This is a genomic window from Devosia sp. MC521, assembly GCF_014127105.1.
In the GTDB taxonomy this organism is placed as follows: domain Bacteria; phylum Pseudomonadota; class Alphaproteobacteria; order Rhizobiales; family Devosiaceae; genus Devosia.
The window spans coordinates 37,692-60,176 of sequence record NZ_CP059902.1 but is presented as its reverse complement, the minus strand read 5'-3'; the positions used below and the strand labels follow the sequence as shown (position 1 = coordinate 60,176).

The 22,485-nt window shown below is 57.6% G+C and carries 27 protein-coding genes and 1 pseudogene; 19 read left to right on the top strand and 9 right to left on the bottom strand.

Features of this window, described 5'->3' with window-relative positions; genetic code table 11:
* Nucleotides 1–13: 13 nt before the first annotated feature.
* The gene (locus H4N61_RS00320; RefSeq protein ID WP_169194222.1) at nucleotides 14–1,078 is read right to left on the bottom strand and encodes a DUF4037 domain-containing protein; all 1,065 of its coding nucleotides are present in this window, start codon (nucleotides 1,076–1,078) and stop codon (nucleotides 14–16) included.
* A 185-nt stretch (nucleotides 1,079–1,263) separates the two neighbouring features.
* Between H4N61_RS00320 and H4N61_RS00315 the strand changes: the two genes are divergently transcribed.
* The 3 genes from H4N61_RS00315 to H4N61_RS00305 all read left to right on the top strand — a co-directional run bounded on the left by H4N61_RS00315 (nucleotide 1,264) and on the right by H4N61_RS00305 (nucleotide 3,861).
* Nucleotides 1,264–2,391, top strand: coding sequence for a Gfo/Idh/MocA family oxidoreductase (locus tag H4N61_RS00315; RefSeq protein WP_182394664.1), 1,128 nt, complete (start codon nucleotides 1,264–1,266; stop codon nucleotides 2,389–2,391).
* Between the two features lie 109 nt (nucleotides 2,392–2,500).
* Entirely contained in the window at nucleotides 2,501–2,935 is a 435-nt protein-coding gene (locus H4N61_RS00310; RefSeq protein ID WP_169194224.1) for an Rrf2 family transcriptional regulator, read from the top strand.
* Between the two features lie 29 nt (nucleotides 2,936–2,964).
* Nucleotides 2,965–3,861: an NAD(P)/FAD-dependent oxidoreductase gene (locus H4N61_RS00305; RefSeq protein WP_169194225.1), complete on the top strand. Its 897-nt coding sequence runs from the start codon at nucleotides 2,965–2,967 to the stop codon at nucleotides 3,859–3,861.
* Between the two features lie 10 nt (nucleotides 3,862–3,871).
* Here H4N61_RS00305 and H4N61_RS00300 read toward each other — a convergent pair whose 3' ends face one another.
* The gene (locus H4N61_RS00300; protein ID WP_169194226.1) at nucleotides 3,872–4,783 is read right to left on the bottom strand and encodes an HNH endonuclease; all 912 of its coding nucleotides are present in this window, start codon (nucleotides 4,781–4,783) and stop codon (nucleotides 3,872–3,874) included.
* A 129-nt stretch (nucleotides 4,784–4,912) separates the two neighbouring features.
* Here H4N61_RS00300 and H4N61_RS00295 point away from each other — a divergent pair, with 129 nt between their 5' ends.
* From H4N61_RS00295 to H4N61_RS00285, 4 genes and pseudogenes are all read left to right on the top strand, one after another.
* Entirely contained in the window at nucleotides 4,913–5,215 is a 303-nt protein-coding gene (locus H4N61_RS00295; RefSeq protein WP_169194227.1) for a SelT/SelW/SelH family protein, read from the top strand.
* Between the two features lie 58 nt (nucleotides 5,216–5,273).
* Nucleotides 5,274–5,456 (top strand): annotated as a pseudogene (locus H4N61_RS18290) (DUF1508 domain-containing protein); the annotation flags it as partial.
* Entirely contained in the window at nucleotides 5,442–5,639 is a 198-nt protein-coding gene (locus H4N61_RS18285; RefSeq protein WP_248305898.1) for a DUF1508 domain-containing protein, read from the top strand. The pseudogene H4N61_RS18290 and the gene H4N61_RS18285, both read left to right, overlap by 15 nt.
* Nucleotides 5,640–5,835: 196 nt before the next feature.
* Nucleotides 5,836–7,089 (top strand): FAD-binding oxidoreductase, encoded by a 1,254-nt coding sequence (locus H4N61_RS00285; RefSeq protein ID WP_182395871.1) that lies wholly within the window; start codon nucleotides 5,836–5,838, stop codon nucleotides 7,087–7,089.
* Between the two features lie 54 nt (nucleotides 7,090–7,143).
* On the opposite strand, the gene H4N61_RS00280 is transcribed toward H4N61_RS00285, so the two are convergent.
* The 3 genes from H4N61_RS00280 to H4N61_RS00270 are packed head-to-tail and all read right to left on the bottom strand — an operon-like array spanning nucleotide 7,144 to nucleotide 8,753.
* Nucleotides 7,144–7,737: an SCO family protein gene (locus tag H4N61_RS00280; protein ID WP_169194229.1), complete on the bottom strand. Its 594-nt coding sequence runs from the start codon at nucleotides 7,735–7,737 to the stop codon at nucleotides 7,144–7,146.
* The gene (locus H4N61_RS00275) at nucleotides 7,737–8,279 is read right to left on the bottom strand and encodes a copper chaperone PCu(A)C (RefSeq protein ID WP_169194230.1); all 543 of its coding nucleotides are present in this window, start codon (nucleotides 8,277–8,279) and stop codon (nucleotides 7,737–7,739) included. The genes H4N61_RS00280 and H4N61_RS00275 overlap by 1 nt, the downstream gene beginning before the upstream one ends.
* Before the next feature lie 48 nt (nucleotides 8,280–8,327).
* Complete coding sequence (locus H4N61_RS00270) at nucleotides 8,328–8,753, bottom strand: hypothetical protein (protein ID WP_182394663.1); 426 nt, start codon at nucleotides 8,751–8,753, stop codon at nucleotides 8,328–8,330.
* An 80-nt stretch (nucleotides 8,754–8,833) separates the two neighbouring features.
* On the opposite strand from H4N61_RS00270, the gene mbfA reads away from it, so the two are divergent.
* Nucleotides 8,834–9,814 carry an iron exporter MbfA gene (gene mbfA, locus H4N61_RS00265; protein ID WP_169194232.1) on the top strand — a complete coding sequence of 327 codons (981 nt, stop codon included), beginning with the start codon at nucleotides 8,834–8,836 and terminating at the stop codon, nucleotides 9,812–9,814.
* Here mbfA and H4N61_RS00260 read toward each other — a convergent pair.
* Nucleotides 9,811–10,314, bottom strand: coding sequence for a DUF2306 domain-containing protein (locus tag H4N61_RS00260; RefSeq protein ID WP_182394662.1), 504 nt, complete (start codon nucleotides 10,312–10,314; stop codon nucleotides 9,811–9,813). The genes mbfA and H4N61_RS00260 overlap by 4 nt on opposite strands.
* An 88-nt stretch (nucleotides 10,315–10,402) precedes the next feature.
* Between H4N61_RS00260 and H4N61_RS00255 the strand changes: the two genes are divergently transcribed.
* The gene (locus tag H4N61_RS00255; RefSeq protein ID WP_182394661.1) at nucleotides 10,403–11,167 is read left to right on the top strand and encodes a LytTR family DNA-binding domain-containing protein; all 765 of its coding nucleotides are present in this window, start codon (nucleotides 10,403–10,405) and stop codon (nucleotides 11,165–11,167) included.
* A 54-nt stretch (nucleotides 11,168–11,221) separates the two neighbouring features.
* On the opposite strand, the gene H4N61_RS00250 is transcribed toward H4N61_RS00255, so the two are convergent.
* Entirely contained in the window at nucleotides 11,222–12,247 is a 1,026-nt protein-coding gene (locus tag H4N61_RS00250) for a rhodanese-related sulfurtransferase (protein ID WP_248306542.1), read from the bottom strand.
* A 99-nt stretch (nucleotides 12,248–12,346) separates the two neighbouring features.
* On the opposite strand from H4N61_RS00250, the gene H4N61_RS00245 reads away from it, so the two are divergent.
* The 4 genes from H4N61_RS00245 (at nucleotide 12,347) to H4N61_RS00230 (ending at nucleotide 15,270) form a co-directional block, all read left to right on the top strand.
* The gene (locus H4N61_RS00245; protein ID WP_182394660.1) at nucleotides 12,347–13,369 is read left to right on the top strand and encodes an aldo/keto reductase; all 1,023 of its coding nucleotides are present in this window, start codon (nucleotides 12,347–12,349) and stop codon (nucleotides 13,367–13,369) included.
* 33 nt (nucleotides 13,370–13,402) lie between these two features.
* Nucleotides 13,403–13,702, top strand: a complete 300-nt coding sequence (locus H4N61_RS00240; protein WP_182394659.1) for a hypothetical protein — start codon at nucleotides 13,403–13,405, stop codon at nucleotides 13,700–13,702.
* Nucleotides 13,703–13,959: 257 nt separating this feature from the next.
* Nucleotides 13,960–14,514 (top strand): transglutaminase-like cysteine peptidase, encoded by a 555-nt coding sequence (locus H4N61_RS00235; protein ID WP_182394658.1) that lies wholly within the window; start codon nucleotides 13,960–13,962, stop codon nucleotides 14,512–14,514.
* 189 nt (nucleotides 14,515–14,703) lie between these two features.
* Nucleotides 14,704–15,270, top strand: a complete 567-nt coding sequence (locus H4N61_RS00230) for a hypothetical protein (protein ID WP_182394657.1) — start codon at nucleotides 14,704–14,706, stop codon at nucleotides 15,268–15,270.
* A gap of 72 nt (nucleotides 15,271–15,342) precedes the next feature.
* On the opposite strand, the gene lepA is transcribed toward H4N61_RS00230, so the two are convergent.
* Nucleotides 15,343–17,148 (bottom strand): translation elongation factor 4, encoded by a 1,806-nt coding sequence (gene lepA, locus H4N61_RS00225; RefSeq protein ID WP_182394656.1) that lies wholly within the window; start codon nucleotides 17,146–17,148, stop codon nucleotides 15,343–15,345.
* Between the two features lie 102 nt (nucleotides 17,149–17,250).
* On the opposite strand from lepA, the gene H4N61_RS00220 reads away from it, so the two are divergent.
* Nucleotides 17,251–18,045 carry an extensin family protein gene (locus H4N61_RS00220; RefSeq protein WP_182394655.1) on the top strand — a complete coding sequence of 265 codons (795 nt, stop codon included), beginning with the start codon at nucleotides 17,251–17,253 and terminating at the stop codon, nucleotides 18,043–18,045.
* 1 nt (nucleotide 18,046) lies between these two features.
* Here H4N61_RS00220 and H4N61_RS18420 read toward each other — a convergent pair whose 3' ends face one another.
* Nucleotides 18,047–18,178, bottom strand: coding sequence for a hypothetical protein (locus tag H4N61_RS18420; protein WP_282567607.1), 132 nt, complete (start codon nucleotides 18,176–18,178; stop codon nucleotides 18,047–18,049).
* Between the two features lie 95 nt (nucleotides 18,179–18,273).
* On the opposite strand from H4N61_RS18420, the gene H4N61_RS00215 reads away from it, so the two are divergent.
* The 5 genes from H4N61_RS00215 to H4N61_RS00195 all read left to right on the top strand — a co-directional run bounded on the left by H4N61_RS00215 (nucleotide 18,274) and on the right by H4N61_RS00195 (nucleotide 22,409).
* On the top strand, nucleotides 18,274–19,155 hold the full coding sequence (locus H4N61_RS00215) for a LysR substrate-binding domain-containing protein (protein ID WP_169194242.1): 882 nt from the start codon (nucleotides 18,274–18,276) through the stop codon (nucleotides 19,153–19,155).
* A gap of 145 nt (nucleotides 19,156–19,300) precedes the next feature.
* Nucleotides 19,301–20,095 (top strand): transporter substrate-binding domain-containing protein, encoded by a 795-nt coding sequence (locus tag H4N61_RS00210; RefSeq protein ID WP_182394654.1) that lies wholly within the window; start codon nucleotides 19,301–19,303, stop codon nucleotides 20,093–20,095.
* A 102-nt stretch (nucleotides 20,096–20,197) separates the two neighbouring features.
* The gene (locus tag H4N61_RS00205; protein WP_169194244.1) at nucleotides 20,198–21,016 is read left to right on the top strand and encodes an amino acid ABC transporter permease; all 819 of its coding nucleotides are present in this window, start codon (nucleotides 20,198–20,200) and stop codon (nucleotides 21,014–21,016) included.
* 76 nt (nucleotides 21,017–21,092) lie between these two features.
* Complete coding sequence (locus H4N61_RS00200; protein ID WP_248306620.1) at nucleotides 21,093–21,614, top strand: CreA family protein; 522 nt, start codon at nucleotides 21,093–21,095, stop codon at nucleotides 21,612–21,614.
* A 159-nt stretch (nucleotides 21,615–21,773) separates the two neighbouring features.
* Nucleotides 21,774–22,409 carry a peroxiredoxin gene (locus H4N61_RS00195; protein ID WP_169194245.1) on the top strand — a complete coding sequence of 212 codons (636 nt, stop codon included), beginning with the start codon at nucleotides 21,774–21,776 and terminating at the stop codon, nucleotides 22,407–22,409.
* The last annotated feature ends 76 nt before the right edge of the window (nucleotides 22,410–22,485 follow it).

Below are 22,485 nucleotides of genomic sequence, written 5' to 3'. Positions count from 1 at the left end.
AAAGAGGGCCGTTTTAGTTTTCGATTGCCGAGTTCACCCGCCGTGAGACAGCGGCACGATCCAGCACAGGGGTGGCATCGGAGAGCTGATCGATCCCTCCAAAGGGAAAGCGCGCCAGAAGGGTACTATCGCCAATCTTGGCAAGCGCCGCCTCGACGGCCGCTTCCACATTGATCGTTTGAAATCCACGCTCGTGATAGGGCCCAATCTTTCCGTCAAACGGGGCGATGTTGAGGGATTTTTGCAATTGCGCCATCAGCAGATACGCGTCCGCCAAGGCACTTTCGCGCTCGCCCCAGTATTTTGCGCCCAACACGCGCTCCAGCACAGGTCTAAGCTTGTCGGAAACTGTCAGTTGGGCAAAGCCAGTGCCGAACCATTTGGCATAGGGCGCATACTGCCGTTCCAGCAGATAGGCCAAGCGCATCACGTCCCGCACCAAACGCGCCGCAATAATGCGCGAGCCAAGATCATCCCCATTCATCCCGGTGCGCCCGACAAAGGCCTGTTCTTCCCCGATCCGCGCCCATTGCGCGGCGATTTTATAGTGCCACACATCATCGGGCAAATAGGCCAACGCGTCGCGCGCAGCGGTGAGCGTGCCAGCGTCGTCCCGAAACACTGCGCCGCCACAAAACTCCAAGAGCTTTTGTTCAGGAACGCCCAACCAGTCGCTAGCGGTCCAATTGATATCGCCGCGCGCAAAATGATCCTCCAAGCGCCCAGCTAGGGTGTGGACCTCCAGCCCGTGACCCATATCACCAGCAGCCCAACGACGGTTGGCGGGCGGATGCGGGCGCGATCGCCACGCGATAGGCTCGCCATGCAGGCTCTGCGGCGCGTGGGCGATGAAACCGACGACCAACGCGCGCGCATGCGCGTCAAAATCGGCCTCGCTGACGATAATATGGACCCGCGGGCCCCAATTGTGGTCGCGCGACATCTCATCGTCATAGCCCAAGACGTCGGAGCCAAATCCCAACAACGCTGCGGCATAGGGCATGTTCGGCACTCGCTCCGCCAGAAACGGAGCCACCAAGTCCTCATAGAACCGGCGCGATAATGTGATCCCTTGCATGGCATCTCCCTCACCTCATCCAAGCGTCGCGCAGTTCGCACCGGCAGTAAACTGCCAAAAGCATGGCGTCATTTTCTCGCTGCCCGAACGGGTGATGAAAACGATACAAAAATCATACAATACCCCTTCCCGAACACATTGCGCTTGGTTAGGTTGACGTACGTACATCTGGGAGGAGTGCGCTTATGTCGGGCAAGAGCCTGGGTATCGGAATTATCGGTACCGGCAATATTTCGTCGGCCTATTTGAAGGCAATCTTGGGCAAAGATGGCCTATCCGGCTTTCCGGTATTGAACGTGAAGGCCTTGGCTGACGTGCGTCCGGAAGCGGCTCAAGCGCGCGCCAACGAGTTTGGGCTCGCAGCGAAAAGCATTGAAGCGCTGCTCGCCGATCCCGAGATCCAGCTCGTCATTAACCTCACCATTCCAAGGGCCCATGTCGATCTGGGGCTAAAATGCCTCTTCGCTGGCAAGCATGTGTATTCCGAAAAACCCTTCGGCATCACTTTTGAAGAAGGCCAAACCCTTCTCAACGCTGCCAAGAAGGCCGGTCTTCGTATCGGCTCTGCTCCGGATACCTTCTTGGGCGGTTCGCATCAGCAGGCGCGTGCTGTCATCGATAGCGGCGCGCTTGGCACCATCATTGGTGGCACAGCCTATTTCCAATGCCCAGGCCACGAAAGCTGGCATCCAGATCCGGCTTTTTACTATGACATCGGCGGCGGCCCCATGCTCGATATGGGCCCCTATTACATCACCGATCTCGTCAATCTTTTGGGGCCGGTCGAGCGTGTCGTGGGCATGAGCTCGCGCCTCCGCAACGAACGCACAATCACCTCAGCTCCCAAGAACGGTCAAAAAATGCCCGTACTGGTCGACACACACGTCACCGGTTCTTTGGGTTTTGCCAGTGGCGCAATCGTGCAGGTCGCCATGTCCTTTGACGTCGCCGCTCAAAAGCATGTGCCGCTCGAAATCTACGGCACCGAACAGACACTGATTGTCCCAGACCCGAATTTCTTCGGCGGCGAGGTTGAACTGCGCAAACGCGGTCGCGACGAAACCTGGACCAACGTTGCTGTCGAGCAACCTTATGCCGACGGCAATTATCGCTCGCTCGGCGTCGCCGATATGGCGCAAGCCATTTTGGACAATCGCCCACACCGTGCCAATGGCGATCTGGCCCTCCATGTTCTTGAAGTCATGGAAGCCTTTGAAATTTCGGCTCGTGAAAACCGTACCGTCTTCATCAAGACGCCGGTCGAGCGGCCGGAACCTCTAGCGTCCAGCTTGACGAATGGACGGTTAGGGTAGGCAGACTTTTCGTCACTTCACTCCATCTCTCCCAGCCTCAACCCCGGGTTCGCCCGGGGTCTTTTTTTGACCCTTGACGCTAGCCCTTATATGTAACTATAAAAGTTACATGAAGCGTTCCAGTCGTCTCTCCACCGCCCTCCATGCCTTGGTGCATTTGCAGGCGCAGCCAGACAAAACCGTCTCCTCGGCGGATCTGGCGACATGCCTACAAACCAACCCGGTGGTAGTGCGCCGCATTTTGGGAGAGCTGCGGGACGCCGATATCGTGAAGGCCAGCAAGGGACCGACCGGTGGCTGGAGCCTCTCCCGCCCCGCAGGCGAGATCACCTTGCGCGACATTTATCAAGCTTTGGGCGAGCGTCTTCTCGTCCGCACCGAAAGCGATCCGGGCGACTGCTCTTGCGCGATTGTGCGCTCCGTTGACCGGGTCATGCACGAATTTCTTGAAGACGCCGAAACGCTGCTGTCAGCGCGGCTTGCCCGCACTCGTCTCAGCGATTTGGCGACAGAAGCGATAAGCGCCGGGTTCAAGACCCTCTAGCGCTGTCACATTTAACTCTGGAGTTTATCATGGAAGATGTCACCATCATCGGGGGCAGCTTTGCGGGGCTTGCTGCCGCCTTGCAGCTGGGTCGCGGTCGCCGCCAAGTCACCGTGCTCGACACTGGTCTCAATCGCAATCGATACGCCCACGAGGCGCATAATATTTTTGGCTTCGACGGCGTGCCACCGTCGCAGATTCTCGCGACAGCACGGGCACAGCTCGCCACCTATCCCACGGTAAAACTGATTGCGGCCAAGGCCCAAACGGCTTCCGGCGCGCCCGACGCATTCACCGTGACCACAGACGCGGGCGAGACAATCACCAGCCGTCGCCTGCTGCTCGCGTATGGCATTACCGACGAATTCCCAGCCATTCCCGGCTTTGCCGAAGCTTGGGGCAAAACTGTCATCCACTGCCCCTTCTGCCACGGCTATGAAGTGGCCGGGCAGCGTTGGGCCCTACTCTATGCTGGCGCGCCCGCGCTGCATGCTCTGGCGCTGTACCGCGATTGGACTGACCAGTTGACCCTCATTCTCGATGGGCATCAGATCGAGCCCGAAATACGCGATAAAATTTTGGCCTCCGGAATTGCGATAGAAGATGGCAAGTTGAGCGCTATCGATCAGGTCAATGGCACGGTCAAAGCCGTGACGCTGGACAATGGCAAAACGCTCGCTCTCGACGCGCTTTTCGCCCATCCGCGCAACCGCCCTTCAGCCAATCTTCATGAGCAACTGGGTCTGGTCACCAGCGAAACATTTACCGGCTCAATGATCACGGTAGAAGGCATGCAGCAAACCTCCCGCCCGGGCATCTTTGCAGCCGGCGACCTCGCCACCGGCATGCATTCAGTGACCATCTCCACCCACGCCGGCTCCATGGCCGCCATCGGGCTCCAACAATCCATGCTCAAGGGGTTTTAGGGGGAAGGGCCTAGCACTTATAACGATGCTCTCTGTGCCACGCGAGATAGGCGGGGTGCGGCCTATCGCGGCCAAGCACAGGGCCAACCAAACGACCTGTACGATTGATAAGGCCTTCGACACTATCGCGGTCATTCACATGACGGGAGATGACAATCGACAAGTCATCTTCCACCGCGATGAGCCCTCGGTCGAACATCCAGTGGACGGTTCCAGATAGTGCCATGCCGTTATTGACACTGTCGGGACCTTTTTGATCGACCGACCTGATATGAGCAGCTTGCACCTCCGCACGACCGCCGCCATTGATCAATTTCATTCCCGTAATGGCGCAGCGCTTGTCATAGGCTTTCAGGATCAACTGCCTGAAGATCTTATCGCGGCGCCATTTTTTGCCTGAAACAATGACCTGCTCGCGGTCAAACTCTCCAGCAAACGGCGCCTGGTACGCTTCTGCAAATTCGTTCTCGTCCACACTGGCGTAATCTCCGTCATTACGCGGAAGTTCATCGCCTACGCCCCAGAGGCCGCGCTCTCGGATCGCGTCGAAATCAGATTTTGATATTGGACGGACGGCAGACTGCGCGCGACCAGAAATACGTCCTGCATCATTGAGCACCCCGCTCTCGACCACCCCATTAGCGTCCGCAAACGGGACCGAGTTTGGGAATTCCCAATAGCTCCCCGGTTCAATCAGTGCGAGATACATTCCCTCTGCGCTCGGGTCGGAGACAATCTTACTAACTCGAGCAATAGCAAAATAGCCGCGCGAATTGCGCACTTTGGTCGGCTCATAATAGACGATCCAATCGCCTTCAAATTGGGCCGCGCGCTTTAAATAGATAGCCGGAAACTGATACTTCTCCGCTGGCAGGTCATCATATACCGAGTCAGCTCTATGTATGAACACCCCAAATGCCATGCACGCCTCCCCGCGAGGTCCACTACACCCTAAGTATTCATACCAAGCAAGATTTTTGCGACCCGAATTTGCTCCTACCCAGCCCGACCCCGATTTGGCATGTTTCACCCAAACAGCACCGAGCACACCATGTCTGAAAAACTTGCGATCACCATCACCTACTGCACCCAATGCAATTGGATGCTGCGGTCGGCCTGGATGGCGCAGGAACTGCTCTCGACCTTTAGTGACACGTTGGGCTCGGTAACGCTTATCCCCGGCACCGGCGGCATATTTGAGATCCACTTCGGGCAAGATCTCGTCTGGGAGCGCAAGGCCAATGGCGGATTTCCCGATAGTCGCGTGCTCAAGCAAATGGTGCGCGATCGGATTGATCCGGAACGCAGCCTCGGCCATACCGACAGCGTCCGCGCGCCCACAATCGAGGGCTGACCAACAACTTAGCCTGCGCTAGTCTTACGAGGCCGACTCACGGAGGGGACATTTCGTCATGCCACATCGTTTCAATATTACCGGCGCAGCCAACGACCAGTTCAAATTTGATTTCTCCTATAATTCGGAAAAAATCTTCTGGTCCGAAAACTACAAGCAAAAGGCCTCGGCCAAGAGCGCCATTGAAAGCCTGAAGAAAAACGCGCCAGCCGCACCAACGGTCGATCTGTCCAAAGACGAGACCGGCTCGGGCTATCGCTTTGAAATCGTGGCCTCCAAGGACGGCCAGCATTTCGTGCGCTTCGTCGCCTCCAATGGCGAGACCATGGTCCGCACCGAGACCTATACCTCGAAAGCTTCTGCTAAAAACGCGATCAAATCGCTGCAAGAACGCGGCCCAGACGCAGACGTGGCTGAAGCATAGGCTCACACCTGTCACGGACGGAACACTTCTCAGCCCGTGGTAATCGCCACGGGCTTTTCCTTTGGTCAACTTCAGCCCGCGCCTTATTCTTCTCCAAACCCGGCAAGATCAGCCACAGAGCGATAGTCTTTTTCTACGCCCTCCGAGTGGCAGAAGAGAAAAATTTGCTCTAGCTTTGGGCTATTGAAAGGCGGGCATTATGAACGACGTCATTATCCTTGGTGCTGGTATTGTTGGTATTTCAACTGGGATCCATCTGCTGCGTCGCGGCCGAAGCGTCACCATCATTGATAAAAATGACCCGGGCCGCGAGACCTCATTTGGCAATGCCGGCATCATCCAGCGTGAGGGCGTTCGCCCGCACCCTTTCCCACGTGATCTGCACACATTGGCTCAAGTGGGCCTTCATCTCTCCGTTGCGGCTCGCTATGCCCCTCTTGCCTTGCCCAAGCTGGCGCCACCATTGCTCCGCTATTGGTGGGAATCCTCCCCCGAACACTATCGCCGTGTGGTGGAAAATTATGCGCCGCTCATCGGTCGCTCAATTGACGCCCATTCCGATCTAATCAACGCCGCCGGGCCCGATGCAGAAAAGCTCATCAAGCGCGAGGGTTGGTATTTGGCCTTCCGCACGCCCGAAAAACTTCAGGCAGAAGCGGCCAAAGCCAAGCGCGATAACGAGCTGTTTGGTGTCGGGTACAAAGTCGTCGATCACGCCGCACTCAGCGCCATCGAACCTTATGTCACGAGCAAAATCGTCGGCGCTATTCATTGGACAGACCCGTGGACGGTGAGCGACCCGGGTGCCCTCGTGACAGCTTATTTTGAGCTCTTCCGCGCGATGGGTGGCACCTTCATCAAGGGCGCGGCCTCCGACCTTTCCGAGAGTGCAGGCGTGTGGTCGACCAAGGTCAACGGCACGACCGTCACCGGCAAGCAGGCTGTCGTCACGCTCGGCCCATGGGCACCCGATGTGCTCGAACCCTTAGGCTATCGCCTGCCGCTTTTTGTTAAGCGCGGCTACCACATGCATTATACGCTTGAGGGCAATGCCACCCTTGGGCACACACTGCTCGACCCCGAGGTCGGCTACGCTATGGCGCCCATGGCGCGCGGCGTGCGCATCACGACGGGTGCGGAGTTTGCGCTGCGCGATGCAGCACCAACGCCCGTTCAGCTGGCCAAAGCCGACGCCAAAGCGCGTGAAATCTTCCCGCTCGGCGAGCGCGTTGATCCGCAACCCTGGAAGGGCGCGCGCCCCTGCACGCCCGATATGATGCCGATCATTGGCAAAGCTCCACGTCATAACGGGCTTTATGTCGGCATTGGCCACGCTCACCACGGGTTCACCCTCGGCCCAGCAACGGGCGAACTTCTGGCGCAGGCGATGACCGGAGAGCCTACTGCGATCAACATCGCGCCATTCCGCATGGAGCGCTTCCTGCACTAGCGATCGAAAACCAAAAGGGCGACCAACTGGCCGCCCTTTTTACAGTCGAAATTTCTAGCCCTTTGCGAGCAGCTTTTTCAGCTTGCCGATAGCGGTTGCGCCGCCCTCTTCATAGGCAATCGTGCCTTCAAACTCGCCATTGGCATTGATGAGATACACCGATGCGGTGTGGTTCATCGTGTAGTCGCCGTTATCGAGCGGCGACTTTTCGTAGAATGCACCCCAAGCCTTGGCGAACTTGTCGATCTCTTCGAGCGAACCGCTCAAGCCGACAACAGGCTCTGCCCACGACACATAGTCAGCGACCACTTGTGGCGTATCCCGCTCTGGGTCAACGGTCACGAAATAGGCCTTCAAATCCTTCGCCTCAGGGCCAAGAACTTCGTACCAGCTGGTCATTTCCGCCAGAGTTGTCGGGCAAACATCGGGACAATGGGTGAAGCCAAAGAACAGCATGGATGGATTGCCGCTGAGGGAGGCATAAGTGAACTTATCTCCATTCCCGGCTTCGAGCGTATAGTCCCCGGCACCAAAGCTCGCGGTAACGGCAGGCCGATTGGCGTTGTAAACATAAAGTCCGGTCGCAGTCAGAGCGGCGGTGCCAACCAAGGCCCAAAGGAGGACGCGGATGTTTTTCATGCGGGACATTATTCGTGGCTCATATGGCAAGGCGCGCCAGAGGCGGCAGTCGCTGCGATCGGCAGATCAATGGTGATCTCGCCAGCAGTTTCAAAAGTCAGGGTCAGTGGAATGGTTTCGCCCTCCACCAATTGTTCACTCAGGCCCATCAGCATCAGGTGATAGCCACCTGGCTTAAGCTCGACAGTTTCACCTGCCGGAATAACCAGTCCATCGGACAGCTGCTGCATTTTCATGACATCGCCAACCATAGCCATTTCGTGGATCTGGCCTTCATTGGCAACGGGCGAAGAGACCGAAATCAGGCGGTCATCGGCGTCGCCAGAGTTCTGGACGGTGAAGTAGCCACCACCAACTGGTGCCTTGGGCAAGGTCGCGCGGGTAAATGCGCCGGTGATAGTCAGATCGCCAATTTTGGTCTCAGCGTGGGCTTCTGCCGGGGTGGACGTTTCAGCGTCCTTGCTGTGGTCAACGCCATTATGAGCAAAGGCAGGGCCTGCAACGACAAGCGGCAAAGCAAAAAGGGTCGCGCGGAGGGCGGAACGGAACATGGAAATCTCCAGATCAAAGGGGTCTAGTCGGGCACTTGGCCCAAGACGTCAGACCAGAGCTGGAGGCGCGCGCGATTGCCCGAAGTGCGCTGGCAGGGAGCCCGCCGCAACAAGGATTGAAGGAACGAAATTGCCAAGCGCGTGCGCTTCACGCACCACGATCGTGATTGCCGGCGGCAATACGGCCGTCAGCTGCGATTTGGCTACGCCCGCTGCAGGACAGGTCAGCGCTGCCGGGTCAGTTGGATCAGTGTCCCGATCATTGGCGATGGACGAGCAGACCGACCAACTGGCGAGGTTGGAAAAACCGAGCGCATTGAGATCGCGCTGCAAACCAGCGGCGCTGTGCAGCGGCAGCAGCAGCGTCAGCACATACATCGCCAACACCGCCAGAGCGATGCCAGTTTCACGCGCCAATGTATGTCTGCGGTTTGCCATGGCGTCAGCCATAGCCGGAACTGGCGCTAGGCTCAAGCGCGACACGCGATCACGCTTGCGCTAACTTTAGAAACATTCTAAACAATGATTAGAACCATTCTAAACAGTGAACAACGATGCTGAAGCTCTGGCCTGATGCCCGCCGCGATTTTTCATCCCTTTCCGAACGCGAAATTCTCGCACTAGCGATTGCTGCGGAAGAGGAAGATGGGCGTATCTATCTGGAGTTTGCCAGCCGTCTGGGCGAGACCTATCCAGGCTCTGGCGCGCTGTTTGAAGGCATGGCCGCTGAGGAGAACGAACATAGGCGTCGCCTGCTCGATCTGTACCTGACCAAGTTCGGCGAGCATCTGGTGCCCATTCGCCGCGAACACGTTCGTGGCTTTCTCACCCGCAAGCCGATCTGGCTTTTGAGAACTCTGACCCTTGAGCAGGCGCGTCAGCAGGTTTGGGAGATGGAAGAAGCCGCCTTCCGCTTCTACCTCGCCGCTGCCGCGCAGGTGAGCGATGTGTCGACCCGCAAGCTGCTGGGCGATCTGGCACAGGCAGAAAAGGGCCACGCCAAACGCGCCACTGACCTTGACGAGACCCATCTCGGCGCCGACGGGCACGAGAGCGAGAAGAATGAAACCCATCGTCAGTTCCTGCTCACCTATGTCCAGCCCGGCCTTGCTGGCCTGATGGATGGTTCGGTCTCGACCCTGGCCCCGGTCTTTGCCGCCGCCTTCGCCACGGGCGACACGCATCAGACATTTTTGGTTGGTCTTGCCGCAGCCGTTGGCGCGGGCATTTCCATGGGCTTTACCGAGGCAGCGTCTGACGACGGTAAGCTGACCGGGCGTGGCTCGCCGATCAAGCGCGGCTTTGCTGCAGGGATCATGACTGCTGTAGGCGGCCTGGGCCATGCTCTGCCCTATCTCATCGCTGACTTTTGGGTTGCGACCTGGGTGGCAGCAGCCGTCGTTATTCTCGAGCTCTGGGCCATCGCTTACATTCAAAAGCGCTATATGCAGACCCCGTTCTGGCGCGCGGTATTGCAGGTGGTGCTCGGCGGCGCCTTGGTTTTCGCCGCCGGTATTCTCATCGGCAACGCCTAGCGCTGGACAGAATGTGCGCCGCGCAGCAGTCGCCACCACGACAACGCGGCCACACTCAGCGCCAGAGCGATAATCACGAGAGACGGGGTCCACCCCGCCTCTGCGCCAAACAAGACCGCGTGCATGCGACGACCCGGCAAGAAGGTGAATGCGCCCGCAAGCAACAGCGCGCCAATATAGGTGCCCTGCATGCCAGCACGGTGTGCCACCACGTCGCGCTGCACCTTGATCGCCCATAGGGCTTGGCCAATCCCGATATAGGTAACAAGCGTCAGAATGTGGATCGGGCTGAACGGCCCGAACAACCGGCCCTCATGGATGAACAACGAACTGGTGGCCACCACCAGCATCAGCACAACCCAGACCTTGCCCAAGGCCTTGTGCAGGCGCGTCCCCTTGCGACGCCACAGCACCAAGGCGCCCAGCAGGAATGCGGCAATGGCTGCAATGACATGAATTTGGATCACGAGACCAGCATTGAGCAGAGGAGTGAGCGACATGGGAGACCTTGATCTTGCTTGCCTCTTCGCCATGGCTCTATAAGCTCGCCCCGTACAACCTCCATTTCGCCAATGGCCGCTCCCCTACGTGAACCACACCATCCTGCAGTCTACGCTTCGTGAAATGCGCACCCTTGCGGGTGATGCGCGCAGTTGGATAACGCTCACGATCATCGCCTTACTGGTGGGGATGATTGGGCCTTTCGGCTCCTTCGATTTACCGCTTCATATTCGCCTGCCCTATTGGGCGGCAGTGGTCGTCGTCACCGCAATCATTGGCACCGCGACCGCAAGTTTTTTTGAGCTATTGCTCGGCACCCGCTTGCCGCCCGTGCCGCGAGCCCTTGTCGCTGGAAGCATTGCCGGGCTGCCGGTCGTCGCCTGCGTCATCGGTGTCAATCAACTCGCTTTTGGCTGGTCCTTCCCGACCAGAGAAGCTGCGAGTTTAACGCTCTATTGCATAGCAATTTCGGCCGCTGTCACAGTGCTGAGTGCAGTATTCACACCGCGCGAAGCGCCCACTGCCTTGGCCGATGCGACGCCAGCCCTACTCAGCCGCATGCCGCTGCACCAGAGAGGTCGGTTGCTTCACTTGGCTGTGGCTGACCACTATGTTGAGGTCTCCACCGATCGCGGCACAGCCTTGCTGCTGTTGCGCCTGTCCGATGCCATGCGGGAAACTGCCCAAATCGCCGGGCTACAGGTACACCGCTCCCATTGGGTAGCGTTGGATGCTGTCCGCGGGTGTGTCCGGGAAAATGGTAAGCTGCTGCTCGAACTTGAGACAGGGAAGCGCGTGCCGGTTAGCCGGAGCTATACTGACGCTGTCAAAGCGGCAGGCCTCACGCTCTAAATCGCAAAAGGGGGCCAAGTGGCCCCCTCCTGAATTCAAATTAGTGCGACGGCCTTAGTGACCCGCTTTGGCAGCCGCCTTTGCATTGAGCGCTCGCGATTGCTCAGCCCGTTGTTTTTTCGCCTCACGGGCCTTGCGTGCAGCTTCAACTGCCGCGTCACCCATATGCGCCAAGCCACGCTTTGCAGCGAGATCGATCTGGTGCTGACGCTCAGCCGCGGCCTTGCGCTTACCTTCATCGTTGATGCAATGAGAACAGCTTACGCCTTCAACATAGTGCTCATGAGCGCGGTCCTGTTCGGTCAGCGGATGACGGCATGAACGGCAGAGCGTTGCCGTACCGATTTCAAGTCGATGACCAACCGACACGCGCTCGTCGAACACGAAGCACTCCCCGTTAAAGCGGCTGTTCTCTTCCGGCACTTTCTCAAGATATTTGAGGATCCCGCCCTTGAGGTGGAACACCTCTTCAAAACCCTGGCTGAGCATATAGCTCGACGCCTTTTCACACCGGATACCGCCGGTGCAGAACATGGCGACTTTCTTGTGCTGCTTGGGGTCGAGGTTATTGGCGACATAGTCCTTGAACTCGACAAAGCTCTCGGTCTTGGGATCGATGGCCCTCTGGAAGGTGCCGATATCGACTTCGTAATCGTTGCGCGTATCGATCAGGATGACGTCATTACGCTCGATCAGCGCATTCCAGTCTTCTGGCTCAACATAGGTGCCAACCTCACGGTTGGGATCGACCTGCGGCGCGCGAAGGGTGACGATCTCGGGCTTGAGCCGCACTTTCATGCGCAGGAACGGCTCGCTATCGGCAAAAGAATACTTTGCTTCCGCACCAGCCAAACGTGTGCCGAAAGGCCCGGAAACAAACAAATAATCGGATAGCGCGTCGATCGCGTCCGGCGTACCGGCGACAGTGCCATTGATGCCCTCAGGCGCGAGGATCAGCGTCCCCTTAATACCGCGCGCGCAACAAAATTCCGCAAGTTGCGCCTTGATCTCCGCCGCGTCGGGCAGAGAGGCAAACTTGTAGATGGCCAATACCTTGTATGGATGATCTTGCTGGGACACTGTACTATCTGAGCTGGGTGCGGACGTCTTCGTTGACCCGCTCATAGCACCACAAAAGCCCGGCGTCACGGGCAGGCAAGATTTGTTTGGGAGACTGAGATGACCTACCGCGCCGACCCTGCTCGATATGACACGATGCATTATCGTCGTTCGGGCCATTCGGGTCTGAAACTCCCTGTCGTCAGTCTCGGCCTTTGGCAAAATTTTGGCGGCACACGCGACTATCCGAGCGCCATGGAGATTTTGGGCTACGCTTTTGACCAGGGCATTACCCACTTCGACCTAGCCAATAATTATGGCCCGCCAGCAGGCTCGTCAGAAGAGCTCTTTGGGCAGGTCATGACCCGTGACTTCCGCCCTTATCGCGATGAAATGATCATCTCGACCAAGGCTGGCTACAATATGTGGCCAGGCCCTTACGGCGAATTGGGAAGCCGCAAATATATGCTCGCCAGCCTTGATCAGAGCCTTAAGCGCATGGGGCTCGATTATGTCGACATCTTCTATTCGCACCGCTTCGATCCCGAAACGCCACTTGAAGAAACCATGGGCGCGCTGGCGCATGCTGTGAAATCCGGCAAGGCGCTTTACGTCGGCATCTCCTCCTATCCGGAGAAAGAAACCCGAGAAGCCCATCGCATCCTCAAGGACATGGGCGTCGCCACCACTATTCACCAACCCAGCTATTCGATGATCAATCGCTGGATTGAAAACGACAAAACCATCGACGCTTGCGGCGAGTTGGGCATTGGCGTTATCGCCTTCTCGCCGCTTGCGCAGGGCGTGCTCTCCGGCAAATATAATTCGGGCGGTGTGGCGGGCACGCGCGCAGAAAACCCCAATGGGTCGTTGCGCGCCAATCAGATTGAACCGCGCGTTTTGGATGCCGTCGAGAAACTGGGTGAAATTGCCAAGTCCCGCGGTCAGACCATGGTGCAGCTTGCGCTCAGCTGGGTATTGCGCCGCAAGGAGATGACCTCGGCCCTCATCGGCGTGCGTTCGCTTGAGCAGCTCAAGGACAATCTTGGTGTGCTCAATAATATCGACCTGAGCGCCGAAGAGATCGCGGCCATTGATGATGCCACCAAGGGTGGGCAGTTGCAGCACCATCCGCGTCCATAAGAAAAGCCGGCGATAAGCCACCGGAGGATCGCCTTGCCTGAACCATCAGCAAGGCCATCCTCCGGTGCTATGGCGCAAACCCATGCCTCTCACCCGCAGAGGAAGACGCAGTTCTATCAGCAACTGGCTTTACTAGAACACAGTTCTTCTACCTCAACCCAAGCCTGCGCCGTTGAAATGCAAAATCTACCGCTCGTTCACAGCGCACCGGACGCAGTCAGCGATCACAAAGCCGACAGCGACATGTCACTCAATGATCGCTTTAGACTTCAATCTGGCCAATCGATTATTGCGCCCCAATGCGTTCAAATTGCCAATTACAGGCAATTCTAAACCACTAGCTTAGCGCTATATTCAAAAGTTTGATCGGGATAACGGCAAGTTTAATTGCGCCGAGATTTGCGCCGCCACGAGCACAATCGCAGCTAACCACTTATAACAACTTGGTTATTTACGTTCTCGTGAGCGGTATTAACCCAGCCAACATCACCCTCTATGTGAGCGGTCAACGCAACCCTAGATCCATGTTGTGACCCGCGGAATCGGCTGCTTGGCGAGGCCACGCGTCCGCTCGTTTTCGGTGATGAACCATGCAGATTTTTACTTCGCTTCGCCGCGTCGCTGGCATCGCATTGGCTGCTCTAACCTTCGCTCAGCCACTGTCCGCTTATGCCGTAGATTATTCCTCCGTTCGGCAGGCCGGTTGGGAGGACATGTGCATGCGCGGCGACCAGCCCATGAACTTTTGCAGCTCTTTTGCGGGCCCTTCGTCTATCGCCTATTCGCGCGAGCTCGAAGCGACGCTGCAGAGCATCAGCCAGCAGATCAATTCCCGCTACCGCTTTTCGTCCGATAGCCGCGCCTATGGGGTGAGCGACCACTGGACTGTACCGATGCGAGGCGTCGCCGATTGCGAAGACTATGTGCTCGCCAAGATCATGGCACTGAGCGAAGCGGGATATCCGGTTTCGGCAATGCGCATCAAGATTGGCCAGCTGCGCTCGGGCGAATGGCATGCGGTGCTCGGCGTTAAGACCGACAATGGCATCATCACGCTCGACAGCCTCAATGGCTTCTCCAACGGCTACCGCACCATGTTCTATCTCGACATGAATAACACCAGCAGCTGGCGCGTCGCGGCCTAGCTGACCGCGCTCAACATTGTACCCCGGCAACCCTGCCGGGGTTCTCCGCAGGCTTTTACCGCGCAGAGACTAGTCCTCAGTTGGTCAAAGCACTTATTCCACACACCGCATCACATTTGCTAGTTCCACAGCACTAATCATTCCTCATTCAGGAAGATCGTCTTAGCGCAACGTCATATCGAGGAGGGTATGATGGCGTTTCAAAATATCAAAGCCGCGCTAGTGGCTCCTTTATTTGCATTACTAGCAGTATCTCCCAATAGCGCGGAAGAACTGCCGGTCGTTTTCCAATTTACCGACCATCACGAAAGGCTCAGCCTGGAACCAAACGGTACAAGCGCTGAGTTCGTCACGATCCTTGCTGGTGACGCGGTTTACAACATGGGCTGCGCTGGCAATTTCTGTCGCGTCGTGCATTTGCGCACGCGCCTGACTGGCTATGTCCTCAATGACCTGCGCGTCTGGCCCGTAAGGCACAGTGTGCCCAACCAGCCAACGGCAGGCGTCGCGACCGCACATACGGACCTCAACGTCCGCATGCTGCCAACGAGCCTGGCCCCTAAAGTCTACCTCATGCCGAAAGGAACACGGTTTGAGCTGGGCGATTGCATGGACGACTATTGCTTCTCAACCACGGCCGATGGCTTGCAAGGTTGGGTGGCCATGGTGGGATTTACCCGAGATCGCGTCATCGCTCGGCCGCTCGTCAATCCAGACATCCTCACAGCGCCCCTCGTAAAACGGCCTGGCAGCTAATCCCCGAACAAAAAGACCCCGGCGCGTCCGCACCGGGGTCTTTGTCTTCACGGAGCCAAAGGCCCCAAATAACTATTCGTCGCCCATCTTGAGGGCCTTGATGAAGGCTTCCTGCGGGATGTTGACGTTGCCGTATTGGCGCATCTTGGCCTTACCCTTTTTCTGCTTATCCAGCAGTTTGCGCTTACGAGTCGCGTCACCGCCATAGCACTTCGCCGTCACGTCCTTACGCATGGCGCGAACGGTTTCGCGGGCAATAACCTTGCCGCCGATGGCCGCCTGGATCGGGATAACGAACAGGTGCTGCGGGATCAGTTCCTTGAGCTTTTCGCACATCTGACGACCGCGCGATTCAGCCACCGTGCGGTGAACGAGCATGGACAGTGCATCTACCGGTTCAGAATTGACGAGGATCGAAAGCTTTACCAGATCACCTTCGCGATGGTTGTCGAGGTGGTAATCGAAGCTCGCATAGCCCTTCGAGATCGACTTGAGGCGATCGTAGAAGTCGAACACCACTTCGTTGAGCGGCAGGTCATATTCGACCATGGCGCGCGAACCAACGTAGGACAGATTGGTCTGAATGCCGCGTCGATCCTGGCAAAGCTTGAGGATCGAGCCGAGGTATTCGTCAGGCGTGAGAATGGTCGCCTTGATCCATGGCTCGCGGATTTCGGTGATCTTCATCACGTCCGGCATGTCTGCCGGGTTGTGCAGCAGCATGGAGGTGCCGTCGGTCAGCTCCATCTCGTAAACCACGGATGGCGCCGTCGCGATCAGATCGAGATCGAACTCGCGGCTCAGGCGTTCCTGAATGATTTCGAGGTGCAAAAGCCCAAGGAAACCACAGCGGAAGCCGAAACCGAGCGCGGCCGAGGTTTCCATTTCAAACGAGAAGGACGCATCGTTGAGGCGCAGCTTGCCCATGGCAGAGCGCAGCTCGTCAAAGTCCGAGGCATCAACCGGGAAGAGACCGCAGAACACCACGGGCTGCGCCGGACGGAAGTCTGGCAGCGGCTCAGCGGTCGGCTTACGGTCGTCGGTGATGGTATCGCCAACGTTGGTGTCCGCAACTTCCTTGATGGAAGCGGTGAAAACGCCAAGCTCGCCTGGGGTCAGTTCTTTAACTTCAACCAGCTTAGGCGTGTTCACGCCAACGCGGTCGAGATCATAGACGGCGCCAGAGGCCATCATGCGGATGCGCTGGCCCTTCTTCATCACACCATCAATGATGCGAACCAGAACGACAACGCCGAGATAGGTGTCGTACCAACTATCAACCAACAGTGCCTTCAGCGGCGCGTCGATATCGCCCTTCGGCGCTGGCAGACGGGTAACGATGGCTTCCAGAACGCCCTCAATGTTGAGGCCGGTCTTTGCCGAAATTTCAATCGCGTCCGAAGCATCAATGCCGATAACGTCTTCAATCTGCGTCTTTACGCGCGGAATATCCGCTGCGGGCAGATCGACCTTGTTCAGGACAGGGACGATTTCGTGGTTGGCTTCTAACGCATGATAGACGTTGGCGAGCGTCTGCGCTTCCACACCTTGGGAGGCGTCAACGACGAGCAGCGAACCTTCAACCGCCGACATGGAGCGCGAGACTTCATAAGCAAAGTCAACGTGTCCGGGCGTGTCGATAAGGTTGAGAACATAGTCCTCACCATCCTGCGCCTTATAGTTGAGGCGCACGGTCTGTGCCTTGATGGTGATCCCGCGCTCGCGCTCAATCTCCATATTGTCAAGCACCTGCTCCTTCATCTCGCGGGCTTCTAGGCCCCCGGTGAACTGGATCAGGCGATCAGCAAGAGTCGACTTCCCATGGTCGATGTGCGCGACGATGGAGAAATTGCGGATGTTTTTGAGCGGCGTTGTCATGAGCGCGCTGATAGCAGATGCAAACAAGGGCGAGAAGATGGTTTCAGCGCAGTAAAGGTGGGTTTTGCGGCAACTCTTTCGTTAAGTCGACGTTAGCGAGCGATGCAAAGCCCCAGTCTCGCCCTTGTAACGCTCATTCTTCTCTCCGCCGCCAGTCCGGCTCAAGACAATGCGCAAACTGCGCCGGCCCCCTTCGCGTCCCAAATCACTATTCTCAACAACGGCAAGAGCGAACCGACGGCACTCGCAATGCCGACGCCAAGGCCAGAGGTTCGGCCCGTCGCGCCGACCAGCGACCAGCCCACTGAAAAGCCCGAAGAAACAGAGCCCGCCCCCGTGGCCGAACGGGCCTCCTGCCCCGCTTTGAAAAATGGCACGGTGATCGGCGAGATGATCGCCCCGATCTCCGAAGGCCGCTGCGGCACCGCCTCGCCCATTCTGATGACAGGGGTGAAAGTGGGACGGCGCGATATTCCGCTGGCCATGCCAGCAACCGTGACCTGCGGCGTCGCCACCGCCGTCGCCGATTGGGTCGCAGTGCTGGACGCACAAGCCCAAGAACTCACGGACAGCCCGCTCGCCAGCGTCACCTCAGGCGGGTCCATGGTGTGCCGAGCCCGCATTGGCACACGCTCTGGCGGCGTATCGGAGCACAGCTTTGCCAATGCGCTCGACATCCACGGCTTTATCCTCGGCGATGGCCGGGTGATAGACGTTTTAAAAGATTGGCGCCCGAGCGATGCGCTTGAGGGCCAGTTCCTGAGGTTTGCGCAGCAAGCAGCCTGCGAACGCTTCAACACCGTTCTTGGCCCCGATGCCAATGCCGCCCACGCCAATCACTTCCACGTCGACGCGAAATGCCGTGGCGACGATTGCGCGGGGAGATATTGTCAGTAAATCACTCGCACTTGGGGTGGTGCGGCGGCAGATCGGCCCAGTCGCGTGGTTCAGGCTCATCGCAATTAAGCGGCGTCACAAGCTTTTTGAAAAGCAGTTTGAGACGGCGCAGCGCGGGAACAAGAATAGACATTTTGTATCCTTTCACAAAATGAATGACCTTCATTTTGCGCCAACGACTGCACCTATCCAATCGACAAGACCTGCCGCCGAGTATAGAAAAACTATATGATTGCGCAATTTCCTATTCCGCTGAACGCGCTACGGGCCATTGAGATCGTGGCCCGTCTCGGTGCGCTCGCGCCCGCAGCAAATGAGTTGGGCGTCACCGTCGGGGCGGTGAGCCAGCATATTCGCCGCGCAGAAGAGCGATTGGGCGTGACGCTCTTTGCACGCACCAGTGACGGCCTGCGCCCATTGCCAGTCTTGATGGAGATCATGCCGCAACTAAGCTCGGGCTTTGCTGCGCTCGGCGATGCTTTGGCGCAAGTCACGGGCGACGACGATAGCGTGCTCAATCTCACAGTCGGCAGCGTTTTTGCGTCTCGCTGGCTCATCTGGCACATGGGCAATTTTGCGCAAGCGCATTCTGACATCGAGCTGCGCTTGTGCGTCACTGCCGCGATGACCGATCTCAACCGACGCGACATTGATTGCGGGGTGCGGTTTGGATCGGGACAATGGCCTGGTGTCAACGCCACCAAAATCGGCGGCCAGAGTTTCCAGCCGGTCTGTTCCACGGACTTCTGGGCAACACATAAAGATCGGCCCTACGCCGAACTACCGGTCATTATCGATACGACCAGCATGCTCGATTGGCCCAGCTGGTCCAAAGCTGCGGGCAAATCTCCGCTCGCGCATGGGCACGGCCCGGTCATTTCCGACGCCTCGCTAGCCTTCGATGCCGCCCTATCGGGTCAAGGATTATTGCTCGCCGTCGACATGATGACGGATGAGTTGGTGGAAATGGGGCGCTTGGTTCGCCCCTTCCACCGTGCGGCCACCGGCAATAATGCCTATTATCTGGTCACCGCCAAAGGGCGTCGCGAAACACGCAAAATTCGCGCCTTCCGCCAATGGCTCCTGCATGAGATGGGACCGGTGCGCTAGCGCCACGCCTCTGCTCAAACCCACTGAGGGCGAGCGAATTTTCTGAATTCAAGCGGCTCCTGAGCCAAGCGTTTCCTCGCCACATATTTGCAGATTTCGCGCACTCAGCTAGTCTCTCTCCCAGAGACTTGGGAGACACAATTCCATGAAGACGATTTTGACCGGCGCAGCGGTATCTGCACTGGCTTTGGCGCTGAGCGCGCAGAGCTTTGCGGCCGAGCTGCCGAACCTTGATGGCCGCACCATCCATGCGGTGACCGAGAACGCCTATTACCCGCTGAACTTTGCTGATCCGAAGACCGGCGACGGCATTGGCCTTGAATATGATGTCATCAACGAAGTGGCCAAGCGCCTCAATGCCAAGATCGAGTGGGATCTGTCGGCTTGGGACGTGATGATCGAAGCGGTCCGCTCCGGCCAGTTTGACATCGGTGCCGATGGCATCACCATCACCGAAGAGCGTGATGAGGTGATCGACTTCACCGATCCATTCATCACCGTTGAGCAATATCTGCTCGTCCGCGCTGATGAAGAGCGCATCACGGGCGCTGAGAGCTTTGCCGAAAACGCCGATCTCCTCTTTGGCGCGCAGGCAGGCACTTCTTCCTTCTATACCGCGATCTATGACGTGCTTGACGGCGACGAAGCCAATCCGCGCGTCAAAACCTTCGATAGCTTTGGCGCTGCCGTTCAAGCCGTAAAGGCTGGCGACGTCGACGCCATTATCGCCGATCAGGCGGCGGCGACCGGCTATATGGGCGCTGATCCCGGCGCCTTTAAGCAGATTGATGAAACGCTCAAATCCGACCCTCTGGGCTTCATTTTGACCCCACGCTCCGATCTGGTTGAGCCGTTCAATGCCGCCCTCGACAGCATGCGCGAGGATGGCTGGCTCGATGAGCGCATCAACTATTGGTTCTTCGAATACGCCGCCGAATAGTCTGCACGCTCCCGAGCGAGCTTTGACTGAAAAAGGCCCACTCCGGCTTGCCGAGTGGGCCTTTGCTATGCCCTATAGGGCGAAAGAAAATACTGGCGTCTGATGACTTATGAACCCCGCCGCCCCTCTCTTATGAGCCGCACGCCTTGGTGGCTGGTAACCCTTGCCCTGATCTTCGTTCTTGGCTTCTGGGCGATATCGGCCGATCAAACCTATTCGAAAATCTTCGACACGGTGTCGGGTGGCGTGGTCACGACGCTCTGGGTAACGCTGCTCGCCTTTGCCGCAGCAATCGTGCTCGGCCTTTTGGTGGCCTTAGCGCGCACCTCGGGCATTCGGGTCTTGAGCGAGATCGCAACATTTTACGTCGAGTTGATCCGCGGCATTCCCATCCTCGTCTTCCTCTTTTACATCGCCTTCGTTGCCGCCCCAGCTATGGTGTCCGGCTTTAATTGGCTCTTCTCGCCTGTGATCGAGCAGGGCTGGCTCGCTCCGGCCACTGTGCGCGGCTTTGATTTCGTCTGGCGCGCCATCTTCGCGCTCACGGTCTGCTACTCGGCCTTCATCGCCGAGATTTTCCGCGCCGGTATCGAGTCCGTCGACAAGGGCCAGATCGAAGCCGCGCGCGCGCTTGGTCTGTCGCGTTGGAATTGCTTCCGACACATCATCTTCCCGCAGGCGTTCCGCACAGTCCTGCCACCGCTCGGCAATGACTTTGTCTCTATGGTCAAAGATTCCGCGCTGGTCTCGGCCCTCGGCGTTCAGGACATTACCCAGCTGGGCAAGCTGTCCGCCTCGAACAGCTTCCTATTCTTCGAGACCTATAACGTTGTGGCCTTTCTCTATCTGACCATGACGCTGTCGCTTTCGCTGCTGGTGCGATGGCTCGAAAAAGTCATGGACCGACAAAACTTGCGCTAAGGCTCCGCGAAACCTTGTAGCGCGGCAGATCGTTCCCAATCTCATAGAGACACGAATGGAGAAGTTGATGAACGCTATTGCCCGAGTTGCCGTTCTCGCCACTGCTGCGCTTGCCCTGGTCGCCTGTGGGCGTCAATCCGAAGTGGGCAGTGTTGGCGTCGACTGGACAGGCAATGACATCTCGATTGAGGCTGTCGCCGATCCCAATGTGCAAGGCATTGTCTGCCACCTCTCCTATTTCAACCGCTCGTTCATTGACCGCGTGAGTCAGGGCAATTGGTTTGAAGACCCCTCCCATTCCGCCCTCGACTGCAACGCTGTGGGCCCAATCAACATCGGCAACATCCGCACCAGCTCGGGTGGAGAAGAGATTTTCAAACAGAACCGCTCTCTGATTTGGAAGTCGCTCCGCGTCACCCGCATTTACGACAGCGCCAATAACGCCCTCATTTATCTCGCCCACGCGCGCGAAGTGAACCAGGGCTCTGGCAAAATGAGCCTCTCGGTGGTTCCCCTTAACGGGCTTGATGTCACTTGGGAAAATGGCGCTCCAGCCACCACGCCGATGCAGGGCTCCGTCATGATTTCGGGCGACTAGAACGCTCATTTCCTTTTCAGTTTGGTTTGCGCAAGGAACGCATCCAAACCGCCCCGCATTGGCAAAAGCGTTCCCCGCGCCCCCACTTCAATCGGCAATCACGGGCACGATATTCTACAAACAAGCACAGAGCCCATTGCTTGGGCGAAGGAATAGACAATGGCGATCCTGATCGGCGATACCGCACCAGATTTCACCCTCGAAAGCACTGAGGGCACCATCCACTTCCACGACTTCATCGAAGGATCGTGGGCCGTTCTCTTCAGCCACCCGAAGAATTTCACACCGGTCTGCACCACCGAACTGGGCTACACCGCCAAGCTCAAGCCTGAGTTTGAAAAGCGCGGCGTCAAAGTTTTGGGCCTCTCGGTCGATAAGCTCGAAGATCACGCAGGCTGGGCCAGCGACATTGAGGAAACTCAGGGCGCGGCTCTTAACTTCCCGCTTCTGGCTGACACCAAGGGTGAAGTCGCACGCAAGTACGATATGATCCACCCCAATGCGGACAACACCCTCACCGTGCGTTCGGTCTTCGTCATCGGCCCGGACAAGAAGGTGAAGCTGAAAATTGAATACCCAGCGTCAACCGGCCGGAACTTTGATGAAGTCATCCGCGTCATCGACAGTCTCCAGCTCACCGCCAAGCATCAGGTGGCGACGCCGGTCAATTGGAAGAGCGGCGATGACGTGATCATCGTACCTGCTGTCTCCAACGAACAAGCCAAAACCAAATATCCTGAGGGCTGGACGGAACTAAAGCCATATCTGCGCATTGTTCCTCAGCCGAAGAACTAACGGCACCCTGTTTTCTCCCTGACTGACCTTCGGGTGGTGACCTTGTCATCGCCCTTTTTCTTGCGCGTAAGGCCGC